Raw genomic sequence first — 18,128 nt, forward strand, 5'->3', positions numbered from 1 at the left:
ATCCTAAGAAAATCATAAACTTACAGTCTATTTTATCTCAAAGTGCAAAAATTGATATATTATAGTTATTATATTTTTTTGTAATGGCTAGTTTCTAGTAAAGCTTTTGGAGAAAAATAATGCAATTTGAGACGAATGTACAAGAAGCTTGCTACAACAAAATTTCTCTCTGGATGAGAGAATTATTTGATAAATTTCCCTGTGTGAGACAAGATTTACCAGGTGTTACTTTGTTTATGGGTTCTGCTTTAGTTGAAATATCTGTTTTTGCTTGGGGAGATAATGAGGCAATAATTAATACTCGCTCCTATGTGGTGACAAATGTAGATTTAAAAGCAGATTTGATGAAATTTTTACTGCAAGAAAATAGTAAAATGCGCTTTGGTGCTTTTGGTATAGATGAAAATAATAGTATTATATTTGAACATACAATAGTTGGTTCTACTTGCGATAAACCAGAATTAGAAGCATCTGTAAAAGCAGTTTTAGCAATTTCTGATGAATACGACGATAAAATTGTTGAACAGTGGGGAGGACATAGGGCCATGGACAGAATATATTAGACATCTCCAGAAAAGCTATCCATTATCAGGAACTTCTGAAAACTTTGTGGAGAGCAGGGGAGCAGCGGTGCAACCCCGCGGGGTGCGACAGACGCATCTGGTAACGCACCAAGAGAGGGAGCAGGGGAGAAGATAGAAAAAGTCAATTTAGCAGTAGCGATCGCTGCTTAAGTTCTCAAAAAAATGTACTTTTCAATACATTATTTTTGAGGAAAAAGTCTCTCAAGTACTTATACATAACTTGTCTATTTTGTCAAGTTTACTCTTAAGAAAGATGTTTATAAAGCATAGCCAGAAAAGAGGGAGTAAGCGGAAAAAATTAGTAATTTATGTGCGATAATTGATTTTATTTTTTATGATTGGAGATGTTTATTAGACCTCTCTCCACTCTAATAGTTAGGAAAAAACTCCTTTTCATCTCCTAACATCTGACTTATGTAATATCATACATTTATTTAGCAATGCCTAAATTCTGAACAGCTTAACTAGCTATCAGCTATTAGCACTTCAGCTATTAGCACTTCAGCCTAAAAAAGCAGTGCATAGAATTAGGTATAGAATTAGGTATTGAAAGCTTTTTAATAATTTTAATTGCCTTATTTTAGAATTAATAGTGGTTCGACTGAATATTCATTAATCTAAATTTTTCATACTTTATGCTAAAAACAGACCCTACTTACACATTTCCTGAATCTAATCACCCTATAGTTAAGTCACTATTCCATCATAGTGACCAGGAACTATTAACCTTATTTCAAAACTATCCAGACCAAGGAAAATACTTCGTAGCGATTTTTTGTCGCTATGGTATGATAGTCCAAACTTTAATTCAACATTCCGTGCGATCCCCTGTTCAAGCAGATTATCTATTTGCCCAAACTTGGCAACATATATTTTATGAACTGCGTGGCCTAGATTTACGAGAGGGGGCAGATCCAACCCAGGAAAATACTACTCTCCAGAATTGGTTAATAAATGTTACAGCTATTAGTCTTAACCAAGCAGAAATTCCTCCTGTTGAATCAATTCGTTATTCTTTACAGGTAGCTCCACCACCTTTATGGTGCTATGTTAGGCAAGTATTAGACCAGTTAGAGGCACTATTGCGCTTGATTCTGTTAATGTCTCAAACTTTTCACTGGAGTGAAACAAGAATTGCAGCATATCTCCAAGCTGAGGGAGAAACTATTTCATCTCAGGAGATAAAATCTTTGTTGCAGCAGGGATACCATCATCTAGATAATAATTTACCAGAGGATATTAAAGCTATCTATTTTAATGATGATATGAAACAAGTTAGTACGAGTATAAATCAGTTTCTCAAAGTTTCAAAAGAACCAGAATCCTGATGTAGTTAAGTTCAAGACTGCGCTATGGTAGAAGTCCTGATATTTCAAAGACAGATATTTACCAAATAGGGAACAGGCAAAAGTCACAAAAAACATTTCTCTGTCTAAGGTCGATCGTTAATTTATCTACCAAGCAACTCTTTCTTTAGCTATTGCACAACATTGTTCGGTATTCATGCTGTTTGCGTTTCCATAGAATTACTTAGGAAAGCTTTGCATTAGCAAAACGTCCCCTTTGACACTCCACGGACTAAAGTCGCGTGGATTCTTCAGAGGAGCTTTCTATCGGGTTAAAACCACGATTTTCACATTGCTCGTTTACGAAGTATGCCGCTAGGCAAAACAACCACATTGCCAGTACCGTACCATAGTACGTATACAGCAGCAGTCCACTAGGCGGTGTCAATTGCCACTACTCTCTCCGGCTAAAAGGCCATTGAGGCTACTTTTTAAGTTATTAATTGATAATAACACATTTTTTTGACTACGGGTTAAAACCCGTCGAGTCGCTTCCATCCACCGCTTAAAAGACGGTGGTTTCCCACTTACCGAATTTTTATGATGAAGTAGGTCTTCTGCCGAAATTTTTTAAATTTAACTTAGGATTGAAAGTTATGTAGATGGTAACTTAAAAACTTCAGACCTCAAATTTGTCTTTAAATTAACCTAGTTCAAAAATACTCCTCCTCCCCCAGTAATATTTAGTGACTTAGTATCTAAATCAAAATTTTCTGTGGAATTAAACCTCACCTCTAATACTCTAGGAGAAATACCCCGAGGACTTACTAATAATAACCCTCCATCAGGACGTTGGTAGGTTAACGTTAATGGGACTGGCAATTCATATATTTCTACTACTGACCTTTCTCCTAGAGTCCTATGTCGGCCACCAATTACCTGATATTTAATTACGGCATCCGTTTGATTAATTAATCTTAAAGTAATGAGACCTTCAACAGGCGTAACCCTACCTGCTGGCTCAGGAAATTGTGGTGGTATTTCATTAATCTCTTGCTGCTGGCCAGCAGGGTTTCCTACATTAGGGGGTTGACGGCGACGAGGTTCTGTATTCTCTGGTTCTGCCTCTACTGGTTTTCCTTGACGACCAGATGGTTTACTAGCAGGAGGTTGACGACGACGAGGTTCTGTATTCTCTTCAACTTCAGCAGGTTCTTTTCTTGAAGGTTGAGCAGGTGGCTTAGTAGTACCAGGTGGAGGCCCTCCAGCTAGAGCAACTGTAATTAGTCCCATGATTAAACTGCTACAAATGGTACTAATGATCGGAGTTTTTTTAACAAGTTTAGAAAGATATTGAATCATCATAAAAAATCGGTAAGTGTTAAACCACCGTCTTTTAAGCGGTGGATGGAAACGACTTGTGGGCAGGTTTTATAGCGCTACGCGCAAGTCAGAAGTTAGTAGGGGCGTTTTGCTCCGCAACATATAAAGCGGAGAGCTTCTGCGTTAGCAAATGGCCATTCACCCGTACAGAAGTCAGAAGTAATCTCTGACTAACTTTGAGCATTTATAAATGTCAATTGAAGAAGGAGACAGGAGACAGGAGACAGGAGACAGGAGACAGGAGGAAAATTACATGGGGATAGTCAACGAAGGGCCGCTCCGCGTCTACGCTCCCCCAAGTAATTTTGAACACCGTGTAGACGGTGGGGTATTAAACCCACAAAGAAAATGATAATTGCCTGAAACTATTGTATTGTCAATTTTTTTAGTTTTTAGCCGATCAAATCTAACTTCTAATATATAATCCGGTTATACAGTATATGTTTATGATTCTATCCACACTTCAATCTCCCCATCTCCCCATCTCCCACAACTATATAATAAGTATTCAACCGGATTTGATATGACTCTGATTTATCGGCAAAGTAACTGTGGCCATAGTACCAACTTGAGGATGACTCTCGATAGATATTTGGCCATAATGATTTTCTATAATAGCTAGAGCGATCGCTAACCCTAAACCTGACCCAACTGTACCATGATGTGAATGAGCAGGGTCTACTCGATAAAAGCGATCGAATAAACGCGATAATGTATTAATGGGAATACCAATACCATTATCTTTGACTGTTATTTGAAGGCAGTCATATTTATATTGAAGGTTTTGACAACCTCTGAAAATTACTGCACTACTTTTAGAGCTATTGTCTAGTTCCCTTTTGTGAGTCCTTAAAGTTGCTTTTTTGACTTTGGGAAAGCGCTGCAACTCTACTACTATCTGACCACCAGATGGGGTATACTGAATTGCATTACTAATCAGATTTGTAAATAACCTTGCTAGTTGGTCCCAATCTCCTGTGATTGTAATATCTTCCTCAGATACAAGATTGTTGATCGTTGAGAATTTGTCTTGATTTTTATCTTTTTTTTGCGGGTTTAATTCCCCACCGTCTACACGGTGTTCAAAATTGTTTGAGGTGAGATACCCCATGCAATTTTCCCTCCTGACTCCTGTACGTCGCCAATCCGACGGCTCCCCTACCTGACTCCTGACTCCTTCTTCAACTACCTTTTCAATAAGGTCGGGTAGGGAAATTTTTAATTCTAGATTTATCTCTTGGGCAGTAGCGATCGCTTGTTGTTCTTCTACTACTTCTATCAATAAAGCATCTAATGGTACTGATGAAAACTGTGACTGTACTATTCCACTATCTTGACGTGCCAAAAATAGTAAATCATCTACCAGTTTTCCTAACCGACGAGTCAAACGTTCAATGACTTGTAATTGTTGCTGATGTTCGGATGATGCTAACTCCCGGTCTGCTAAAGCAACTTGTACATTAGTTTGAATCATTGCTATGGGGTTGCGAAGTTCGTGGGAAGCATCAGCAGTAAACTTTTTCAGATGTTGATAAGACTCCCGTACTGGTTGTATTGCTAACCCAGAAAGTAACCAACCAATTGCTCCTACTGAAATTATGACTAAACAGGTAATGATACTTAAGTCTAGCATTAACTGGCGAATTGGCTTTGTTACTTCAAACCAAGGATGACTGACTCGCAAATATCCCAAGACTTGGCGATCGACTTCTACTCTGTCTGTTATCTGTCGTAGTAGTAAATTATTATCTATGGGTTGTTGTAATGTTTCAACTTTTTCCAAGTGAGGGGTTATTCGTACTGTTTCTCCAGTGCGGTTGGAATGTATGGGAATATTTAGGGGAGCAGAAAAGGTTGACCAAATTAGTTCTCCTGTGGAGCTAAACCATTCAAGGTCGATATGGTCATCTTCTACAGTATTGGCATTATCTCGAAAGCTAGCTTCGAGGTTAACACGAAATTTTTTACTATTTTTAGTGGGGAAAGATTCGATGACTAGTGATCGCTCTACTACTTCTACGACATGAAGTAAAGTATCGTCGATACGTTCGATCAAGGTATTTCGGAAATAGATATAAAATCCTGTGACAAATATAAGTAATAAAATAGCTGTGACCGTAGTGTACCAAATTGCTAAACGACGACGAGTTATTTGAAACATTTTTATCACCTACATTTCGCAGTTCAAAACATAGTATAAAGGATAAGTAGTCAGTAAGTAGGTAGGTCTAATTAAACGTTAAAAAAATTGTAGGGGCGGGTTTAACTGAAAGCTTTGAATTAAGCGCGATGAGTTCTAAAAACCAGCCCTCTCTAATATTGCATTTATTTATGTTCACCTACTTAGTAGTCAGTATTGAGAGGCGAATATTTATTGCTAATTGCCAGAATAAATTAAGTGTTTATTATTGATTTATTATCATGATTTGCAGAGTCTAAATATTTGGTAATTCACCGATTTTTATACTATTTTTTGTATAGAACCCATTTGATATCTATATAATTATGGTAGTCAAGTCTTTTCGCGCATCAATTTTGAGGAAAAATCTGAAGAAGGAGTGTTTTTTGTATTATTTCTCCCCACATCTTCCCTCTTTCCTCTTACCTCCCTCCTGTCTCCTGACTCCTGACTCCTAGCTAAAAAAACGCGCATATTTATGAAGATATAATCGGGGGTTCTATATGGCAAATTGATATGGGGAATGTGATTTATCAGGCAGGAAGCAGAAATAAATCTGGGAGTATAAATACCATCTCCTGAATCAAAAAAAATCATAATTTTAATTTTGCTGTAAAAAGGTCAGTGTATCTAGGGAATATAGCAATTATTATATTTGTGAGGTACAAAGTTATGGGTTTTAGGGAAAACCTTAACTGGGAATATTTTAACTGGGAACAGGAAAGAGAAAAGAAGAAAAACGAGTGTAACTCATGAATCCGAGAAGCACTATATTTTAATTCTTGACTTTGCTGCTACTTCTTTTGCGTGTTCTTCTGCTGCGTGAATAGTTTGTATTTTCCAGTTGTTTTTTTGTTATTGTACTTTGCTCTGCTTTGGCATATTGATATTTTAGATTGACTTGTTTTTGCTTTGGTAAATCTTGATTAGTAGGTGTTTCAACTACTTCTCCCCTTTGATTAATATATCCCCTCTTTTTTCCTTGCTTAAAAAATGCTGGTTCTCCATTAAACCTTCCTAATTCGTCATAACAAATTGGAATAACTTCCTCTCCACAATTATTGATATAACCATATTTTTTTCTAGCATTACCCTTGCTATTTATTGACTAAAACTATCGGCAAAATCATAGATAAAATCAATAACAATTTTGGCATTGCTGAGTGGTAATGATTTTTAGATTAAGTATCAACGCAATACATAAGTTTTTCAATTTTACCTTCAGCTACTTACCATTACATTTCAGAAACGCCACAATTTTTCCCTTATAGTTTATATAACCCCACTTTTTATCTCGTTTTACAAGTGCTAAACCTTCAGAAAATTGCCAAGCTGATACATAAGTAGGAGGTATTATCTCTTTTCCTTCTCTATTTTTATAACCATGCAGATCGTTGACTTTAAACCGTATTAATTCTTCAGTACGATCGGTTACTTCATCATGATAATTTTTTGGTTCTTGTGGTTGATTAACATCCAAAAATTTTCCATTAGAGTCAATATATTGAGTTTGATTATTAATCTTGACTTTTGCTACTCCTAAAGAAAACTCACTTGCTGTTTCTAATTTTGGCGGAATTACAACCTTTCCAGCTCGATCTTTATACCCCCATTTCCCATCACTCTGAAAAGGAATTAAAAACTTAGTCATTGATGATAATTTATGCAAAATTTTCGATAATTTATAATATTTTATTATCATTTTCTTTGTGGGTTTAATACCCCACCGTCTACAGGGTGTTCAAGATTACTTGGGGTTAGAATCCCCATGTAATTTTCCTCCTGTCTCCTGTCTCCTGTCTCCTGTCTCCTTCTTCAAAGTTCAATTCAAACTACAGTTGATGCTTTTAAAGAGACTCAATTTCAAATCGTAAATATTGCAAAAATTCCCAAAAATCAGCAATACATAGAGATAATCAAAATAAATTTCATACTTTTGATATGAATTGTCTTATTGTGGGCCATGACTCTACGAAAAAGTGATGTTTAAGCCTACATTCCGCACGACAAAATGTAGCAACCTAAGAAGGAGTCAGGAGACAACCCACCCCTGCCCCTCCCAGGAGGGGAACTAAGGAGACAGAATTTTAGAACAAAATCATAGCTGCCGCGATTGAGTAATCATAAAAGCAAGTATTTATACTTAATTATTTACTCGGAATTTGATCGACGAAAAAAGTAAAAAAGTCAGGACTTACGCAAAGACACTGTGTATAGAGTCCAGTAACTATTGTCCAATAGTTATGAGTACTATATATAGCGTATCTGCGTAAGTCCTAAAAGTAATTAAGATGATTTGCAGAGTATAAATATAGCAATGTGCGCTGGCATATTTACACATTATCTTTTGTACACTTTTTCTCGGCTGCACTTTGAAGTGGACATTGTAAATACCTGAGCGCTCATTGCTATATCTACCAAGCTACGGGTCCACATACTACTTTTAATGTTACAAGTTGACGTGTGGAATGTGGGTTTAAGATATGATCGTATTAATTAAAAAATGTTAATAAGTGTTAATTGATGTTCATATCTTCTCAAGGGATAATCAAGCTCAAAAAATCCCTCAAACAGAGAGTATTTTTTGGCAATGACCCGACACCGGAACTCATAGCTATATTGCTTGTTTACTTTGTCCAAGGAGTTTTAGGGTTGGGACGTCTTGCTGTCAGCTTCTTTCTCAAAGATGAATTGGCCATGAGTCCCGCTGAAGTATCCGCAATGTTGGGCGTTGTGGTCATACCGTGGATGATTAAACCTGTTTTTGGGTTTATTTCAGACGGAGTAACAATATTAGGTTATCGACGACGACCTTATATGATTTTTTCTGGAATACTGGGGGCGTTTTCTTGGGTAGCATTAGCAAAATGGGTACATACTCCACTAGCAGCTACAGGAGCGATCGCTCTGAGTTCTTTATCGGTAGCTATTAGTGATGTAATAGTTGATTCTTTAGTTGTACAAAGAGTGCAAAAAGAATCTGTTAGTAGTACGGGTTCTCTACAATCTTTATGTTGGGCAGCTGCAGCATTAGGAGGACTCATAACTGCTTATTTGAGTGGTTATTTACTGGAGCATTTTAGCAATCAAACTGTATTTTTAATGACAGGTATTTTTCCTTTGATTGTTTCTGCTGTAGCCTGGTTAATTGATGAAGAGAAAGTTACTATTGGGATTAATTTTGACAATGTAAAACAGCAAATTAAACAGGTAAAAATAGCTGTTACCAAAAAATCAATTTTATTACCAACAGCTTTCCTGTTTATTTGGCAGGCAACCCCTAATTCTGAGTCAGCATTCTTTTTCTTTTCTACAAATGAATTAGGATTTCAACCAGAATTTTTAGGCAGGATACGGTTAGTAACAAGTATTGCTGCCTTAATAGGTGTTTGGGTATTTCAACGCTTTTTTAAATCTGTTCCTTTTCGGCAAATTTTCGGATGGTCTATAGTTATTTCTGCTGCTTTAGGAATGACTACCTTACTGCTAGTTACTCATGCGAATCGTAGTCTAGGTATCGATGACCATTGGTTTAGTTTAGGAGATAGTTTAGTGCTAACAGTAATGGGACAAATCGCTTTCATGCCCGTATTAGTTTTAGCTGCTAGACTTTGCCCACCGGGAGTAGAAGCAACTCTGTTTGCTTTATTAATGTCTATCTATAATTTAGCTGGACTTATCTCCCATGAAGGAGGTGCATTGTTAATGCATTGGTTAGAAGTTACAGAGACAAATTTTGATAATTTGTGGTTGTTAATAGTTATCACTAACCTATCTACCTTATTGCCATTATTTTTACTAAATTGGTTGCCCGCAGTTAATGCTCAAATGGAGGAAAATGAAAATATTAATTCTCTACCAGTATTAGAGCTGAATTCTATTAGCTCTGAAGTTGGTAGAGATAATTTTTTACCAGAATATTTACCAGAAATGGTACCAACTCCTAGTGGTAAAAACTCTCAAAACTAAAAATAGGTGGTAGGTCGTAGGTGTAATATCATGTGCGGTTGAATACTTATCAATAACTAGGGGCGAAGACATTTTCGTCTGTACAGGGGAATAGGGAGTAGGGAGAATAAAGAGATTTGCCATGTATACACAGTTGGTTTTTTTTTCATCACTAATTTCCGGACATGATATTATCCCTTTCTTTCTTAGGTTTGAATTTCTACTATTGCGTATGGCAAAACAGTGGTGAATAAATTTTTGGTTTCTGATTTGTAATTAAGTCGAATTTTTGATTCATTGAGCGATCGCCTTTGGTTTCGAGTCTGCTTTGTGGGAAGGTGTGAAATTTTACTATTGCGTATGGCAAAACAGTGGTGAATAAATTTTTGGTTTCTGATTTGTAATTAAGTTAAATTTTTGATTCATTGAGCGATCGCCTTTGGTTTGGAGTCTATTTTGTGGGAAGGTTTGAATTTCTACTATTGCGTATGGCAAAACAGTGGTGAATAGATTTTTGGTTTCTGATTTGTAATTAAGTCAGATTTTTCTCCCTTGAGCGATCGCCTTTAGTTTCGAGTCTGCTTTGTGGAAAGGTTTGAAATTCTACTATTGCGTATGGCAAAACATTAGTGAATAGATTTTTGGTTTCTGATTTGTAATTAAGTCAGATTTTTCTCCCTTGAGCGATCGCCTTTAGTTTCGAGTCTGCTTTGTGGAAAGGTTTGAAATTCTACTATTGCGTATGGCAAAACAGTAGTGAATAGATTTTTGGTTTCTGATTTATAATTAAGTCAGATTTTTCTCCCTTGAGCGATGGAAATGGTTTGAGCTGTTCGCCTTTGGTTTGGAGTCTATTTTGTGGGAAGGTGTGAAATTTTACTATTGCGTATGGCAAAACAGTGGTGAATAAATTTTTGGTTTCTGATTTGTAATTAAGTCGAATTTTTGATTCATTGAGCGATCGCCTTTGGTTTGGAGTCTATTTTGTGGAAAGGTTTGAATTTCTACTATTGCGTATGGCAAAACAGTAGTGAATAAATTTTTGGTTTCTGATTTGTAATTAAGTCGAATTTTTTCTGTGTTGAGCGATCGCCTTTGGTTTGGAGTCTATTTTGTGGGAAGGTGTGAATTTCTACTATTGCGTATGGCAAAACAGTAGTGAATAAATTTTTGGTTTCTGATTTGTAATTAAGTCGAATTTTTTCTGTGTTGAGCGATGGAAATGGTTTGAACTGTTCGCCTTTGGTTTGGAGTCTATTTTGTGGAAAGGTTTGAATTTCTACTATTGCGTATGGCAAAACAGTAGTGAATAAATTTTTGGTTTCTGATTTGTAATTAAGTCGAATTTTTTCTGTGTTGAGCGATCGTCTTTGGTTTGGAGTCTATTTTGTGGAAAGGTTTGAAATTCTACTATTGCGTATGGCAAAACAGTAGTGAATAAATTTTTGGTTTCTGATTTGTAATTAAGTTAAATTTTTTCTGTGTTGAGCGATAGAGATAGTTTAATTCCCTCAAATTGATATTTCGTGTAAAACTTTAAAAAGTTGAGAAATTAGGATTTAATTATGACAAATTTACAAATTGAAAAATCTACATCTTATACTCGTGAAGATTGGCAAAAAGGATATGAATCTCAACCCAATGAATATGATTATTGGATTGATGATATAGAAGGTGAAATACCAGCAGATTTGAATGGTACTTTTTTCCGCAACGGACCCGGTTTATTAGATATTAATGGTCAAGCGATCGCTCATCCTTTTGATGGGGATGGAATGATTTGTTCTATTGGTTTTAAAAATGGTCGTGCCTACTTCCGAAATAGCTTTGTTAAAACGGAAGGTTATGTGGCAGAAAAAGCAGCAGGAAAAATTCTATATCGAGGTTTTGGTGCTCAAAAACCAGGCGGTTGGTTAGCAAATATTTTCGATGTAAACGTTAAAAATTGTGCTAATACTGGTATTCTTTATTGGGGTGATAAACTTTTGGCATTGTGGGAACCAGGGCAACCTCATCATTTAAATCCCCAGAATTTAGAAACTATTAACCTTAGCGATTTAGATGGAGTTTTACAACCAGGTCAAGCTTTTTCTGCTCACCCCAGAATTGATAAAGGAAAGGATGGGAAAGGAGATGTTTTAGTTAATTTTTCTGTCAAACCAGGTTTGTCAACTACCATCACTATTTTTGAACTTAATAGTCAGGGAAAATTACTCAAACGCTACTCTAATTCTATTCCTGGTTTTGCCTTTTTACACGATATGGCAATTACACCAAATTACTGTATCTTTTTCCAAAATCCTCTTACTTTTAATCCTTTTCCTTTCTTCCTGGGATTGCAAAGTGCAGGTCAATGTTTGGAATTTTCACCTAATCAACCGACGCAGGTTATTGTAATTCCTCGTGATGGTAGTAAAGCTATGAAAATTTTGGAAACGAAACCTTGTTTTATATTTCATCATGCTAATGCTTGGGAAAAGAATGGGGAAATTTATGTAGATTCTATTTGTTATGAATCTTTCCCAAAAGTTGACATGGGTGATGATTTTCGTGAATTAGATTTTGACTCAATTCCAGCAAGTCAATTATGGCGATTTAAGATTAATTTGTCAGAGAATAATGTAGAACATAAATTGCTTGAAAGTCGTTGTTGTGACTTTCCGAATCTAAATCCGAATAATGTGGGAAAAGCTTATCGATATTTGTTTATTGGAGTAGCAGAACAACCAAGTGGAAATGCTCCTTTACAAGCAATATTAAAGATTGATTGGCAAACAGGAGAACGTCAAATTTTTAGTGTTGCACCGCGAGGTTTTGCCGGAGAACCTTTATTTGTTCCTTTTCCGAATGGGGTGAATGAAGATGATGGTTGGTTATTAATGTTGATGTATGATGCGGCAGAACATCGGTCGGATGTTGTGATTTTGGATGCTAGAGATTTGAATAAAAAACCTGTGGCGAGGTTGCATTTAAAGCATCATATTCCTTATGGTTTACATGGGAGTTTTACACCTCATTATTTTGGGGAGTAATTAATGTTTGGGTAATTGGTAGTCTGAACTGTCAATTACCTATTAGGAAGTAAAGCCAGGCTTGATTCAGGCTTAAAATTTATCAAGTTTTTTCATTAATCTGTTGACTTTGTTGAGCGTATTCTTTTTGTAGAGCAGTACCATAGAAGGACTGCAAAATCCTAAATAACTCTTCTTTTTTACCAAGCTCATACCAGCTAGCAATAACATTTGCAGCAACAGCTCGTACTTCAAAATTTTGGTCTGTAGCTAACCGTAATAAAGAACTATATACTGCATTAATAGAAACCAAACCTATACTGCTAAAAGTATTAGTAATTGCACTACGCAATTTCTCACGTCGTATTGGGTCACCATATAAATCCCATTTTTCAGGAAGAGTTTGGTTTTTTTCTGAGGCAGACTCTTTAACAATATCGACTAATACCTCTAAAGCATTAATAATTTGCCTACGGTGAGTCTGCCATGCTATTTCAAAAAGTTTGTTACGATTTCCCAAATATAGGATGTTTATTGAACGAAGATCGGTTTTATAAAGTTTCGTTTCAACAACTTTAAAACTATTAGAAACCCCTTCATATAAATCATTTTCTTGAAAATCGAAGTAATTGTATTGAAGTTCTTCTAAGTCAGAATAATCAAGAGCAGTAAGAGATGGATTTCTTTTCTGCCAAGCTTCTGTAAACACTTTCTCTAAAGCAGCAAACAACTGGTCTTCAAACATATCGTTGAAGAAACTTATTCCCAAAATTAGAAGTTGCTGTTGGCGGCGGTTATTTAAAATATTTTGGAATAAGTTTCTAATAAACTTTGCGTCATTTGTATAATCTTCAATTAAAGCTTCAATGTCTATCTCTATTGATTCTAATATTAATCTTGTTTCTGATGAATTATCTTCTGATTTTCTCTTTTCAATTAGCTCTTTTAACTTATCACCTAGTAGCTTGACAAACCGTTTAATGCTTTTCAGACTATCTAAATCTTCAGAAATTGAACCAAGTCGGTCATCAAGGCTTTCTAAATATTCACTTAATTCTACTTCTAGGTCTTCTTCTAGTTCTTTTTGAAGTCTATTTAGTTCCTCTTGAAGTTTCTTAAATAAAATATTCTGACCATAAATATTTTGAAGTTTTAGGTCAGTTGGAAAAAAATCTTCTTTTGCTTTTTCAGCTAAATGCCAACTAGAGAAACTTCTATCTGTAGTAAATAGAACCCAATGTGGGAGTGATGGAATAATTTCGGAAATATGTTGTAAGCTGGTATTAATGTCTTGAGGTTCAATATCAAAAAAAAACAAAAATAGTAGGAGTTTTTCTGTTTCGGAGTTCTAGTTCTAAATCAATAATTTGTTGACTTGAGCTACGTCTCCAAACTTTAATAGATACATCAACTTTTTGAGAATTAATTTGGTCAGAGTCAGTTTCTTTAGCAATACAATAAGCAAGCTGCAAGATTAATTCATTTTTATTAATTCCTCCCAGTTCGCCCCCTAAAACTAACATCTTCTGTGCTTTTAGTTTATAAAGGAACTCTGGTTGGATTTCTGGTAATTCTTTAGTCTGTGATTCTAAATCTTCAACGCTTATCTCATAAAAACGGGTTTCTCCAACATTAAATTCTATTTTGGCATTATCTCTAATTTGATTTACATTTACATTATTACCAACAGGCCCATAGTAAGTATTATCTTGTTTTGTTTCTGGTTGAAAATTATTAATTGACATGATTTTTTTCTTTCTATTAGTTGACAATAACGCTACAAGAAATCAACTATTCGTCTTAACATATCTCTTCATATTCTCAATTCCAGTGATACACTTCTAATCTTTTAGCTATTCTTTAAAACTGTGATAGATGATTTGTTGGTTTATCATTATTTTTAATGCATTGAATAAATAGCAAAGTTGCTACAATAGACCTCTCCGGAAATTAGAATTAAACAAGCATTTGAAAATAATTTCTGGTTAATTATAGGAGAGGTCTAATACTATCCCGATCACTTTTTATGCTTGTTGCATTTTTTTGCTAATGGTTAGAATAGCGTTACATTTTTACAGTCATTAATTACTATTTATTTTACACCAGCAGTCCAAGTGCCATAAGTATCGATTGCTTAACAACTTCAGTAACCGCTACTTCACCTGCTTTATTTCCTAATGTTCTAAGTTTCTTGAGTGTTTCCTTAAATAAAGGGTTTTTTTGAGCTCTTGTAGCAAGTTCTTCTGCTGTCTTTTGTTTTGCTTCTTCTTGATTGGAATAGGTTTGAGAAAGTTGGTCTAACAATTTCTGAATTTCTGCTGCTGCTTCTGCTAGAGATTTTTTCTGTTCAGGATGGTAAGTTTGTTCTTTCTGTTCTATTTTGGCATTATCTCTCATTTCACTTACGTTATTATTAGCAAGAACAGTTCCATAGAAAGTATTGCTCTATTTTGTTTCAGGTTTAGATTCGTCGTTATTCATGTTTTTATTTGGATAGTGTTAGTTTGAGTTACTTTTACATTCTTGGTTATCACAACCAGACATTTTGCTTACTTTTGATTCACTCATAAGCTAGGTCTCCTGTGAAAAACAGTAAGCAAAAATATTTTTAGTTTCTCAATTTGAGTGATGCGCCCTATCTCTGTGAATTTCCAGTTTAGCTTAATAAAATTATTTTCGTCAATATTAATTGTATTTCTATTGTTGTTTCTTGGAGTGTTCAATAATTTAGAATTACCTCTCCTTGAAAAGAAGAGGATTGACTAATTATGAAAATTTTTATTTATTATCCCCGATCGAGGGGAGGCTTTAAACCAAATTTTTTGGTAATATTAGAAATTAAAAACAAATATTCAACTGTCAATCATAAAATTAAACTGTATTACTTTCCGATTTAATGCAGTAGATATTGGAAAGAAAATATGGAAAATTAAAATACTCAATATCAAACGGGTATAAACTGTTTTTTTAATCTAGCGATCGCTCTACTATTTCTCAGAAACTAATATTAAGTAGCAAGGGTAAATTGAGTTGAAAAATATCGCAGTATTCTGTCGGATTATCCCACAGGTCTATATGAGTTTTTGTTGGGTTGCGCTCTCGCTTAACCCAACCTACAAATTACTCAGAAACTAATATTAAGTAGCAAGGGTAAATTGAGTTGAAAAATATCGCAATATTCTGTCAGGTTATACAAAAGATTGATATGAGTTTTTGTTGGGTTCGCTGTCGCTTAACCCAACCTACAAATTACTTATCATAATCCATTACTTGCCCCTTTCCTTGAGCAATTTATTGTTTAGCAAGCCTAGCTACTTCTACTAATTTATTTTGTGTTCTCTGAAAAGATTTATTCCACTGTAATTCATCTTCTAAATCAGCAATATACTCTCGTAAATGCTCAATAAATTGCTCCTGTTGTGCATCAGAAAGAGATTCTAAAATTTTAACAACCGTTGCTATATTTTCCCGTGACATTTTTGCTATAAGTGGTACAACTTAAATAAATATAGTTGAATCATACTAATTATTAAAATGAATTACGAAACTGCCCGTCAATTTCTCATCGATCAAGGAACAGCTTTAGAAACTAAAATTAATCCAGATGCTTTCCTCATGCGTCTCGAACAAGGAAAACCTCCTATTCCCGGTCAAGCAACTAATATTTTGTTAGCTCTAAAAATCTCTTTTGAAATGTTACAAGGAGACCCCCTTCTAGACCGAGAATTGGTTGCCGGATTATATTTATTAGCAATGGAAAGCCTGAAATTATTTGAAGCTGGTAGACGAAAAGGAGTAATGTGGCCGCCACTTTTAAAAGAAGATATTGAACGAATTTCAATTGCGGTGAAAAATATCTTTTCTGGAGTTTGGCCTACAGACAAATAATCATCCTTGAAGAAGAAAGAAGGAAAAAGTGGATGGGGTTTGTACCTCATCAACTAGAAAACTGCTGTAAAATGAAACTCATTTAACTCTAAATAACTGAAGCTTTTTGAATAGATAGTTAAGCGATCGCGCAGAATTACAGTTGAATATCGCTCTGATTTAGTATGTACTATATATAGTGTCTTTGCGTAAGTCCTGATTCAGAGACCACAACAATACTCGATTATTACCAGAGTCAGCAATAACAGCAGTATTGCCACAAACCGAAATCCCATAAGGCCAACACAAACTTTGGCGAGTCGGATACAAACTCAAAGCATTTTCACCCTTACTCTGAAAATCTGACTGACCAATTAATGCAACTGCCGGAGTGCCAATATCCACAGTATCCCGCCAACCCAATAACCGAGAATTAGCGGTATCAGCAACAATCAACCAATTAGCAATCGCAACCACACCATAAGGCATACTCAAACTAGCAGCAGAAGGAAAATAAACTCCCTGATTTAACTGCACTGTATTAAATTGAGATTGACCGAGAACTAAAGAACAAGGTTGATTATTCTCAGTAGGGATGGCATCCCAAATCATTACCCGATTATTTCCAGCATCAGTCACAATCAAGCGATCGCCATACTGTTGCGGAACATTATTGCCCCAAAAAGTAATTGCATGAGGCCAACGCATACTAGCTGCCGTCGCTTCACTCCCTCCATTTTCATCCCGAAAACTCATATTTGCCTGCCCCAAAACCATATCGGCAGGTTGTCCATTAACCTCTGGCAACTGCTGCCACATCAACACCCGACGGTTGCCCGTATCTGCTACCCAGAGTTTTCCTTGATGGTAGACGACACCATAAGGCCAGTGCATTCGGTCTGCAGCAGTTTCTGGTTGACCCCGGTTAGATTCATTTTGAGAAAAATCTGCCTGACCTAAAACGAGATCGGCAGGAACATTATTATCTTCGGGTAACTGCTTCCAAATTAATACCCGATGATTCCAAGCATCAGCTACTGCTAACCCTTCTCCACAAGCACAGATACCAGTGGGGACGCTTACTGTTGCTGCGGTGGTTGTACCATTGGCATTTTGCCCTTCTTGAGAAAAGTCAGATTGTCCGATAACCCAGTCAGCAGGTTGCGTGTCAATTTCAGGACATTTTCGCCATCCCAATAATCGATGATGTCCGGTATCAGCAACCCACAGAGGTCCTGTTTCTGAGATTAAGCAAGCTCCACGGGGTCCGAACATTGTAGTTGCACTAGGTGCGAGTGGTACAACTAGGGAATCTGAGGATGGTGTACCGAGAATGATTTTTGCACCATTAGGGTTAAGCATTTGTGGTTGTTTTTCTGGGTTTTGATTCGGATTAATGTTTGGGGAATTTTTCATTTTAAGAAGGTAAGGTAATGGGGAACAGAGAACAAAGAACAAAGAACAGGAAACAGAGAGCAGGGAGTCGGAAAATCTCTGGAAGTAATACCATTTTCAAATGGGCGGTTTCCTCCTTTAAAGTAAGAGGGATTTTTACCCATAATAGCAAGATATTGGTCTTGAGTAATGGGGTATTTACTCATATAAAAAGGTTGGAGAATAACTTGATGTTGGGGACTTTCTGTGTGAAATCTTCGTTTTTCACTTTCTGGCGAACCCATAATAAAACTCCCTCCAGGAATATAAACCATTTCCAAAATCACACCATTACCCAAATCTTCTGTAAAATATTGAGCTTGTTTGGGAACGCGATTAATTTCCTCACCTCTGTTATTAACTGTGATTACCTCAAATGAAAAAGTTTTCAGAGGTAATTTTGGTTGGGGAATAATAATAGGTTCTGGTTTAGTGC

At 35.9% G+C, this 18,128-nt stretch carries 17 protein-coding genes; 6 read left to right on the forward strand and 11 right to left on the reverse strand.

Translation table 11 applies throughout. The features are described 5' to 3' along the window. The first annotated feature begins 119 nt into the window (after nt 1-119). The gene (locus F6K18_RS17350) at nt 120-563 is read left to right on the forward strand and encodes a YbjN domain-containing protein (protein WP_124147728.1); all 444 of its coding nucleotides are present in this window, start codon (nt 120-122) and stop codon (nt 561-563) included. A gap of 656 nt (nt 564-1,219) precedes the next feature. Next, nucleotides 1,220-1,912, forward strand: coding sequence for a sigma-70 family RNA polymerase sigma factor (locus tag F6K18_RS17355; protein ID WP_287522487.1), 693 nt, complete (start codon nt 1,220-1,222; stop codon nt 1,910-1,912). 666 nt (nt 1,913-2,578) lie between these two features. Here the strand turns inward: F6K18_RS17355 and F6K18_RS17360 are convergent. Further along, nucleotides 2,579-3,163: a hypothetical protein gene (locus tag F6K18_RS17360; RefSeq protein WP_287522489.1), complete on the reverse strand. Its 585-nt coding sequence runs from the start codon at nt 3,161-3,163 to the stop codon at nt 2,579-2,581. Between the two features lie 280 nt (nt 3,164-3,443). Between F6K18_RS17360 and F6K18_RS17365 the strand changes: the two genes are divergently transcribed. Further along, nucleotides 3,444-3,605, forward strand: coding sequence for a hypothetical protein (locus tag F6K18_RS17365; protein ID WP_287522491.1), 162 nt, complete (start codon nt 3,444-3,446; stop codon nt 3,603-3,605). Nucleotides 3,606-3,761: 156 nt separating this feature from the next. Here F6K18_RS17365 and F6K18_RS17370 read toward each other — a convergent pair whose 3' ends face one another. From F6K18_RS17370 to F6K18_RS17380, 3 genes are all read right to left on the reverse strand, one after another. Continuing rightward, a complete protein-coding gene (locus F6K18_RS17370; protein ID WP_287522492.1) occupies nt 3,762-5,414 on the reverse strand; it encodes an ATP-binding protein in 1,653 nt (550 codons plus the stop codon). Nucleotides 5,415-5,765: 351 nt separating this feature from the next. Further along, nucleotides 5,766-6,029, reverse strand: a complete 264-nt coding sequence (locus tag F6K18_RS17375; RefSeq protein WP_287522493.1) for a hypothetical protein — start codon at nt 6,027-6,029, stop codon at nt 5,766-5,768. A gap of 628 nt (nt 6,030-6,657) precedes the next feature. Then, nucleotides 6,658-7,134 (reverse strand): WG repeat-containing protein, encoded by a 477-nt coding sequence (locus F6K18_RS17380; protein ID WP_124147723.1) that lies wholly within the window; start codon nt 7,132-7,134, stop codon nt 6,658-6,660. 821 nt (nt 7,135-7,955) lie between these two features. On the opposite strand from F6K18_RS17380, the gene F6K18_RS17385 reads away from it, so the two are divergent. Next, nucleotides 7,956-9,401 (forward strand): folate/biopterin family MFS transporter, encoded by a 1,446-nt coding sequence (locus F6K18_RS17385; protein WP_287522495.1) that lies wholly within the window; start codon nt 7,956-7,958, stop codon nt 9,399-9,401. A 986-nt stretch (nt 9,402-10,387) separates the two neighbouring features. On the opposite strand, the gene F6K18_RS17390 is transcribed toward F6K18_RS17385, so the two are convergent. Continuing rightward, nucleotides 10,388-10,678 carry a hypothetical protein gene (locus F6K18_RS17390; RefSeq protein ID WP_287522497.1) on the reverse strand — a complete coding sequence of 97 codons (291 nt, stop codon included), beginning with the start codon at nt 10,676-10,678 and terminating at the stop codon, nt 10,388-10,390. A 267-nt stretch (nt 10,679-10,945) separates the two neighbouring features. On the opposite strand from F6K18_RS17390, the gene F6K18_RS17395 reads away from it, so the two are divergent. Further along, nucleotides 10,946-12,412: a carotenoid oxygenase family protein gene (locus F6K18_RS17395; RefSeq protein WP_287522499.1), complete on the forward strand. Its 1,467-nt coding sequence runs from the start codon at nt 10,946-10,948 to the stop codon at nt 12,410-12,412. An 82-nt stretch (nt 12,413-12,494) separates the two neighbouring features. Here F6K18_RS17395 and F6K18_RS17400 read toward each other — a convergent pair whose 3' ends face one another. The 4 genes from F6K18_RS17400 to F6K18_RS17415 form a co-directional block, all read right to left on the reverse strand. Then, nucleotides 12,495-13,709, reverse strand: coding sequence for a hypothetical protein (locus F6K18_RS17400; protein WP_287522501.1), 1,215 nt, complete (start codon nt 13,707-13,709; stop codon nt 12,495-12,497). Next, nucleotides 13,696-14,136 carry a hypothetical protein gene (locus F6K18_RS17405; RefSeq protein ID WP_287522503.1) on the reverse strand — a complete coding sequence of 147 codons (441 nt, stop codon included), beginning with the start codon at nt 14,134-14,136 and terminating at the stop codon, nt 13,696-13,698. The genes F6K18_RS17400 and F6K18_RS17405 overlap by 14 nt, the downstream gene beginning before the upstream one ends. Nucleotides 14,137-14,488: 352 nt before the next feature. Then, the gene (locus F6K18_RS17410) at nt 14,489-14,788 is read right to left on the reverse strand and encodes a hypothetical protein (RefSeq protein WP_287522505.1); all 300 of its coding nucleotides are present in this window, start codon (nt 14,786-14,788) and stop codon (nt 14,489-14,491) included. 894 nt (nt 14,789-15,682) lie between these two features. Continuing rightward, nucleotides 15,683-15,868 carry a hypothetical protein gene (locus F6K18_RS17415; protein WP_287522506.1) on the reverse strand — a complete coding sequence of 62 codons (186 nt, stop codon included), beginning with the start codon at nt 15,866-15,868 and terminating at the stop codon, nt 15,683-15,685. A 57-nt stretch (nt 15,869-15,925) separates the two neighbouring features. Here F6K18_RS17415 and F6K18_RS17420 point away from each other — a divergent pair, with 57 nt between their 5' ends. Beyond that, nucleotides 15,926-16,279: a Dethiobiotin synthetase gene (locus F6K18_RS17420; protein WP_287522508.1), complete on the forward strand. Its 354-nt coding sequence runs from the start codon at nt 15,926-15,928 to the stop codon at nt 16,277-16,279. Nucleotides 16,280-16,438: 159 nt separating this feature from the next. Here F6K18_RS17420 and F6K18_RS17425 read toward each other — a convergent pair whose 3' ends face one another. Beyond that, entirely contained in the window at nt 16,439-17,674 is a 1,236-nt protein-coding gene (locus tag F6K18_RS17425) for a hypothetical protein (RefSeq protein ID WP_287522510.1), read from the reverse strand. Beyond that, on the reverse strand, nt 17,671-17,991 hold the full coding sequence (locus F6K18_RS17430) for a formylglycine-generating enzyme family protein (RefSeq protein WP_287522511.1): 321 nt from the start codon (nt 17,989-17,991) through the stop codon (nt 17,671-17,673). The genes F6K18_RS17425 and F6K18_RS17430 overlap by 4 nt, the downstream gene beginning before the upstream one ends. Nucleotides 17,992-18,128: the final 137 nt, after the last annotated feature.

Source organism: Okeania sp. SIO2C2 (assembly GCF_010692625.1).
Lineage (GTDB): Bacteria > Cyanobacteriota > Cyanobacteriia > Cyanobacteriales > Microcoleaceae > Okeania > Okeania hirsuta.

What these genes read in the sequence shown, in the direction of transcription:
- F6K18_RS17375 (WP_287522493.1), bottom strand. Translation starts at nt 6,029, where the DNA reads ATGATTTTTTTTGATTCAGGAGATGGTATTTATACTCCCAGATTTATT.
- F6K18_RS17410 (WP_287522505.1), bottom strand. Translation starts at nt 14,788, where the DNA reads ATGAGAGATAATGCCAAAATAGAACAGAAAGAACAAACTTACCATCCT.
- F6K18_RS17370 (WP_287522492.1), bottom strand. Translation starts at nt 5,414, where the DNA reads ATGTTTCAAATAACTCGTCGTCGTTTAGCAATTTGGTACACTACGGTC.
- F6K18_RS17385 (WP_287522495.1), top strand. Translation starts at nt 7,956, where the DNA reads ATGTTCATATCTTCTCAAGGGATAATCAAGCTCAAAAAATCCCTCAAA.
- F6K18_RS17420 (WP_287522508.1), top strand. Translation starts at nt 15,926, where the DNA reads ATGAATTACGAAACTGCCCGTCAATTTCTCATCGATCAAGGAACAGCT.
- F6K18_RS17355 (WP_287522487.1), top strand. Translation starts at nt 1,220, where the DNA reads ATGCTAAAAACAGACCCTACTTACACATTTCCTGAATCTAATCACCCT.
- F6K18_RS17405 (WP_287522503.1), bottom strand. Translation starts at nt 14,136, where the DNA reads ATGTCAATTAATAATTTTCAACCAGAAACAAAACAAGATAATACTTAC.
- F6K18_RS17365 (WP_287522491.1), top strand. Translation starts at nt 3,444, where the DNA reads ATGTCAATTGAAGAAGGAGACAGGAGACAGGAGACAGGAGACAGGAGA.
- F6K18_RS17350 (WP_124147728.1), top strand. Translation starts at nt 120, where the DNA reads ATGCAATTTGAGACGAATGTACAAGAAGCTTGCTACAACAAAATTTCT.
- F6K18_RS17415 (WP_287522506.1), bottom strand. Translation starts at nt 15,868, where the DNA reads ATGTCACGGGAAAATATAGCAACGGTTGTTAAAATTTTAGAATCTCTT.
- F6K18_RS17360 (WP_287522489.1), bottom strand. Translation starts at nt 3,163, where the DNA reads ATGGGACTAATTACAGTTGCTCTAGCTGGAGGGCCTCCACCTGGTACT.
- F6K18_RS17395 (WP_287522499.1), top strand. Translation starts at nt 10,946, where the DNA reads ATGACAAATTTACAAATTGAAAAATCTACATCTTATACTCGTGAAGAT.
- F6K18_RS17380 (WP_124147723.1), bottom strand. Translation starts at nt 7,134, where the DNA reads ATGATAATAAAATATTATAAATTATCGAAAATTTTGCATAAATTATCA.
- F6K18_RS17425 (WP_287522510.1), bottom strand. Translation starts at nt 17,674, where the DNA reads ATGAAAAATTCCCCAAACATTAATCCGAATCAAAACCCAGAAAAACAA.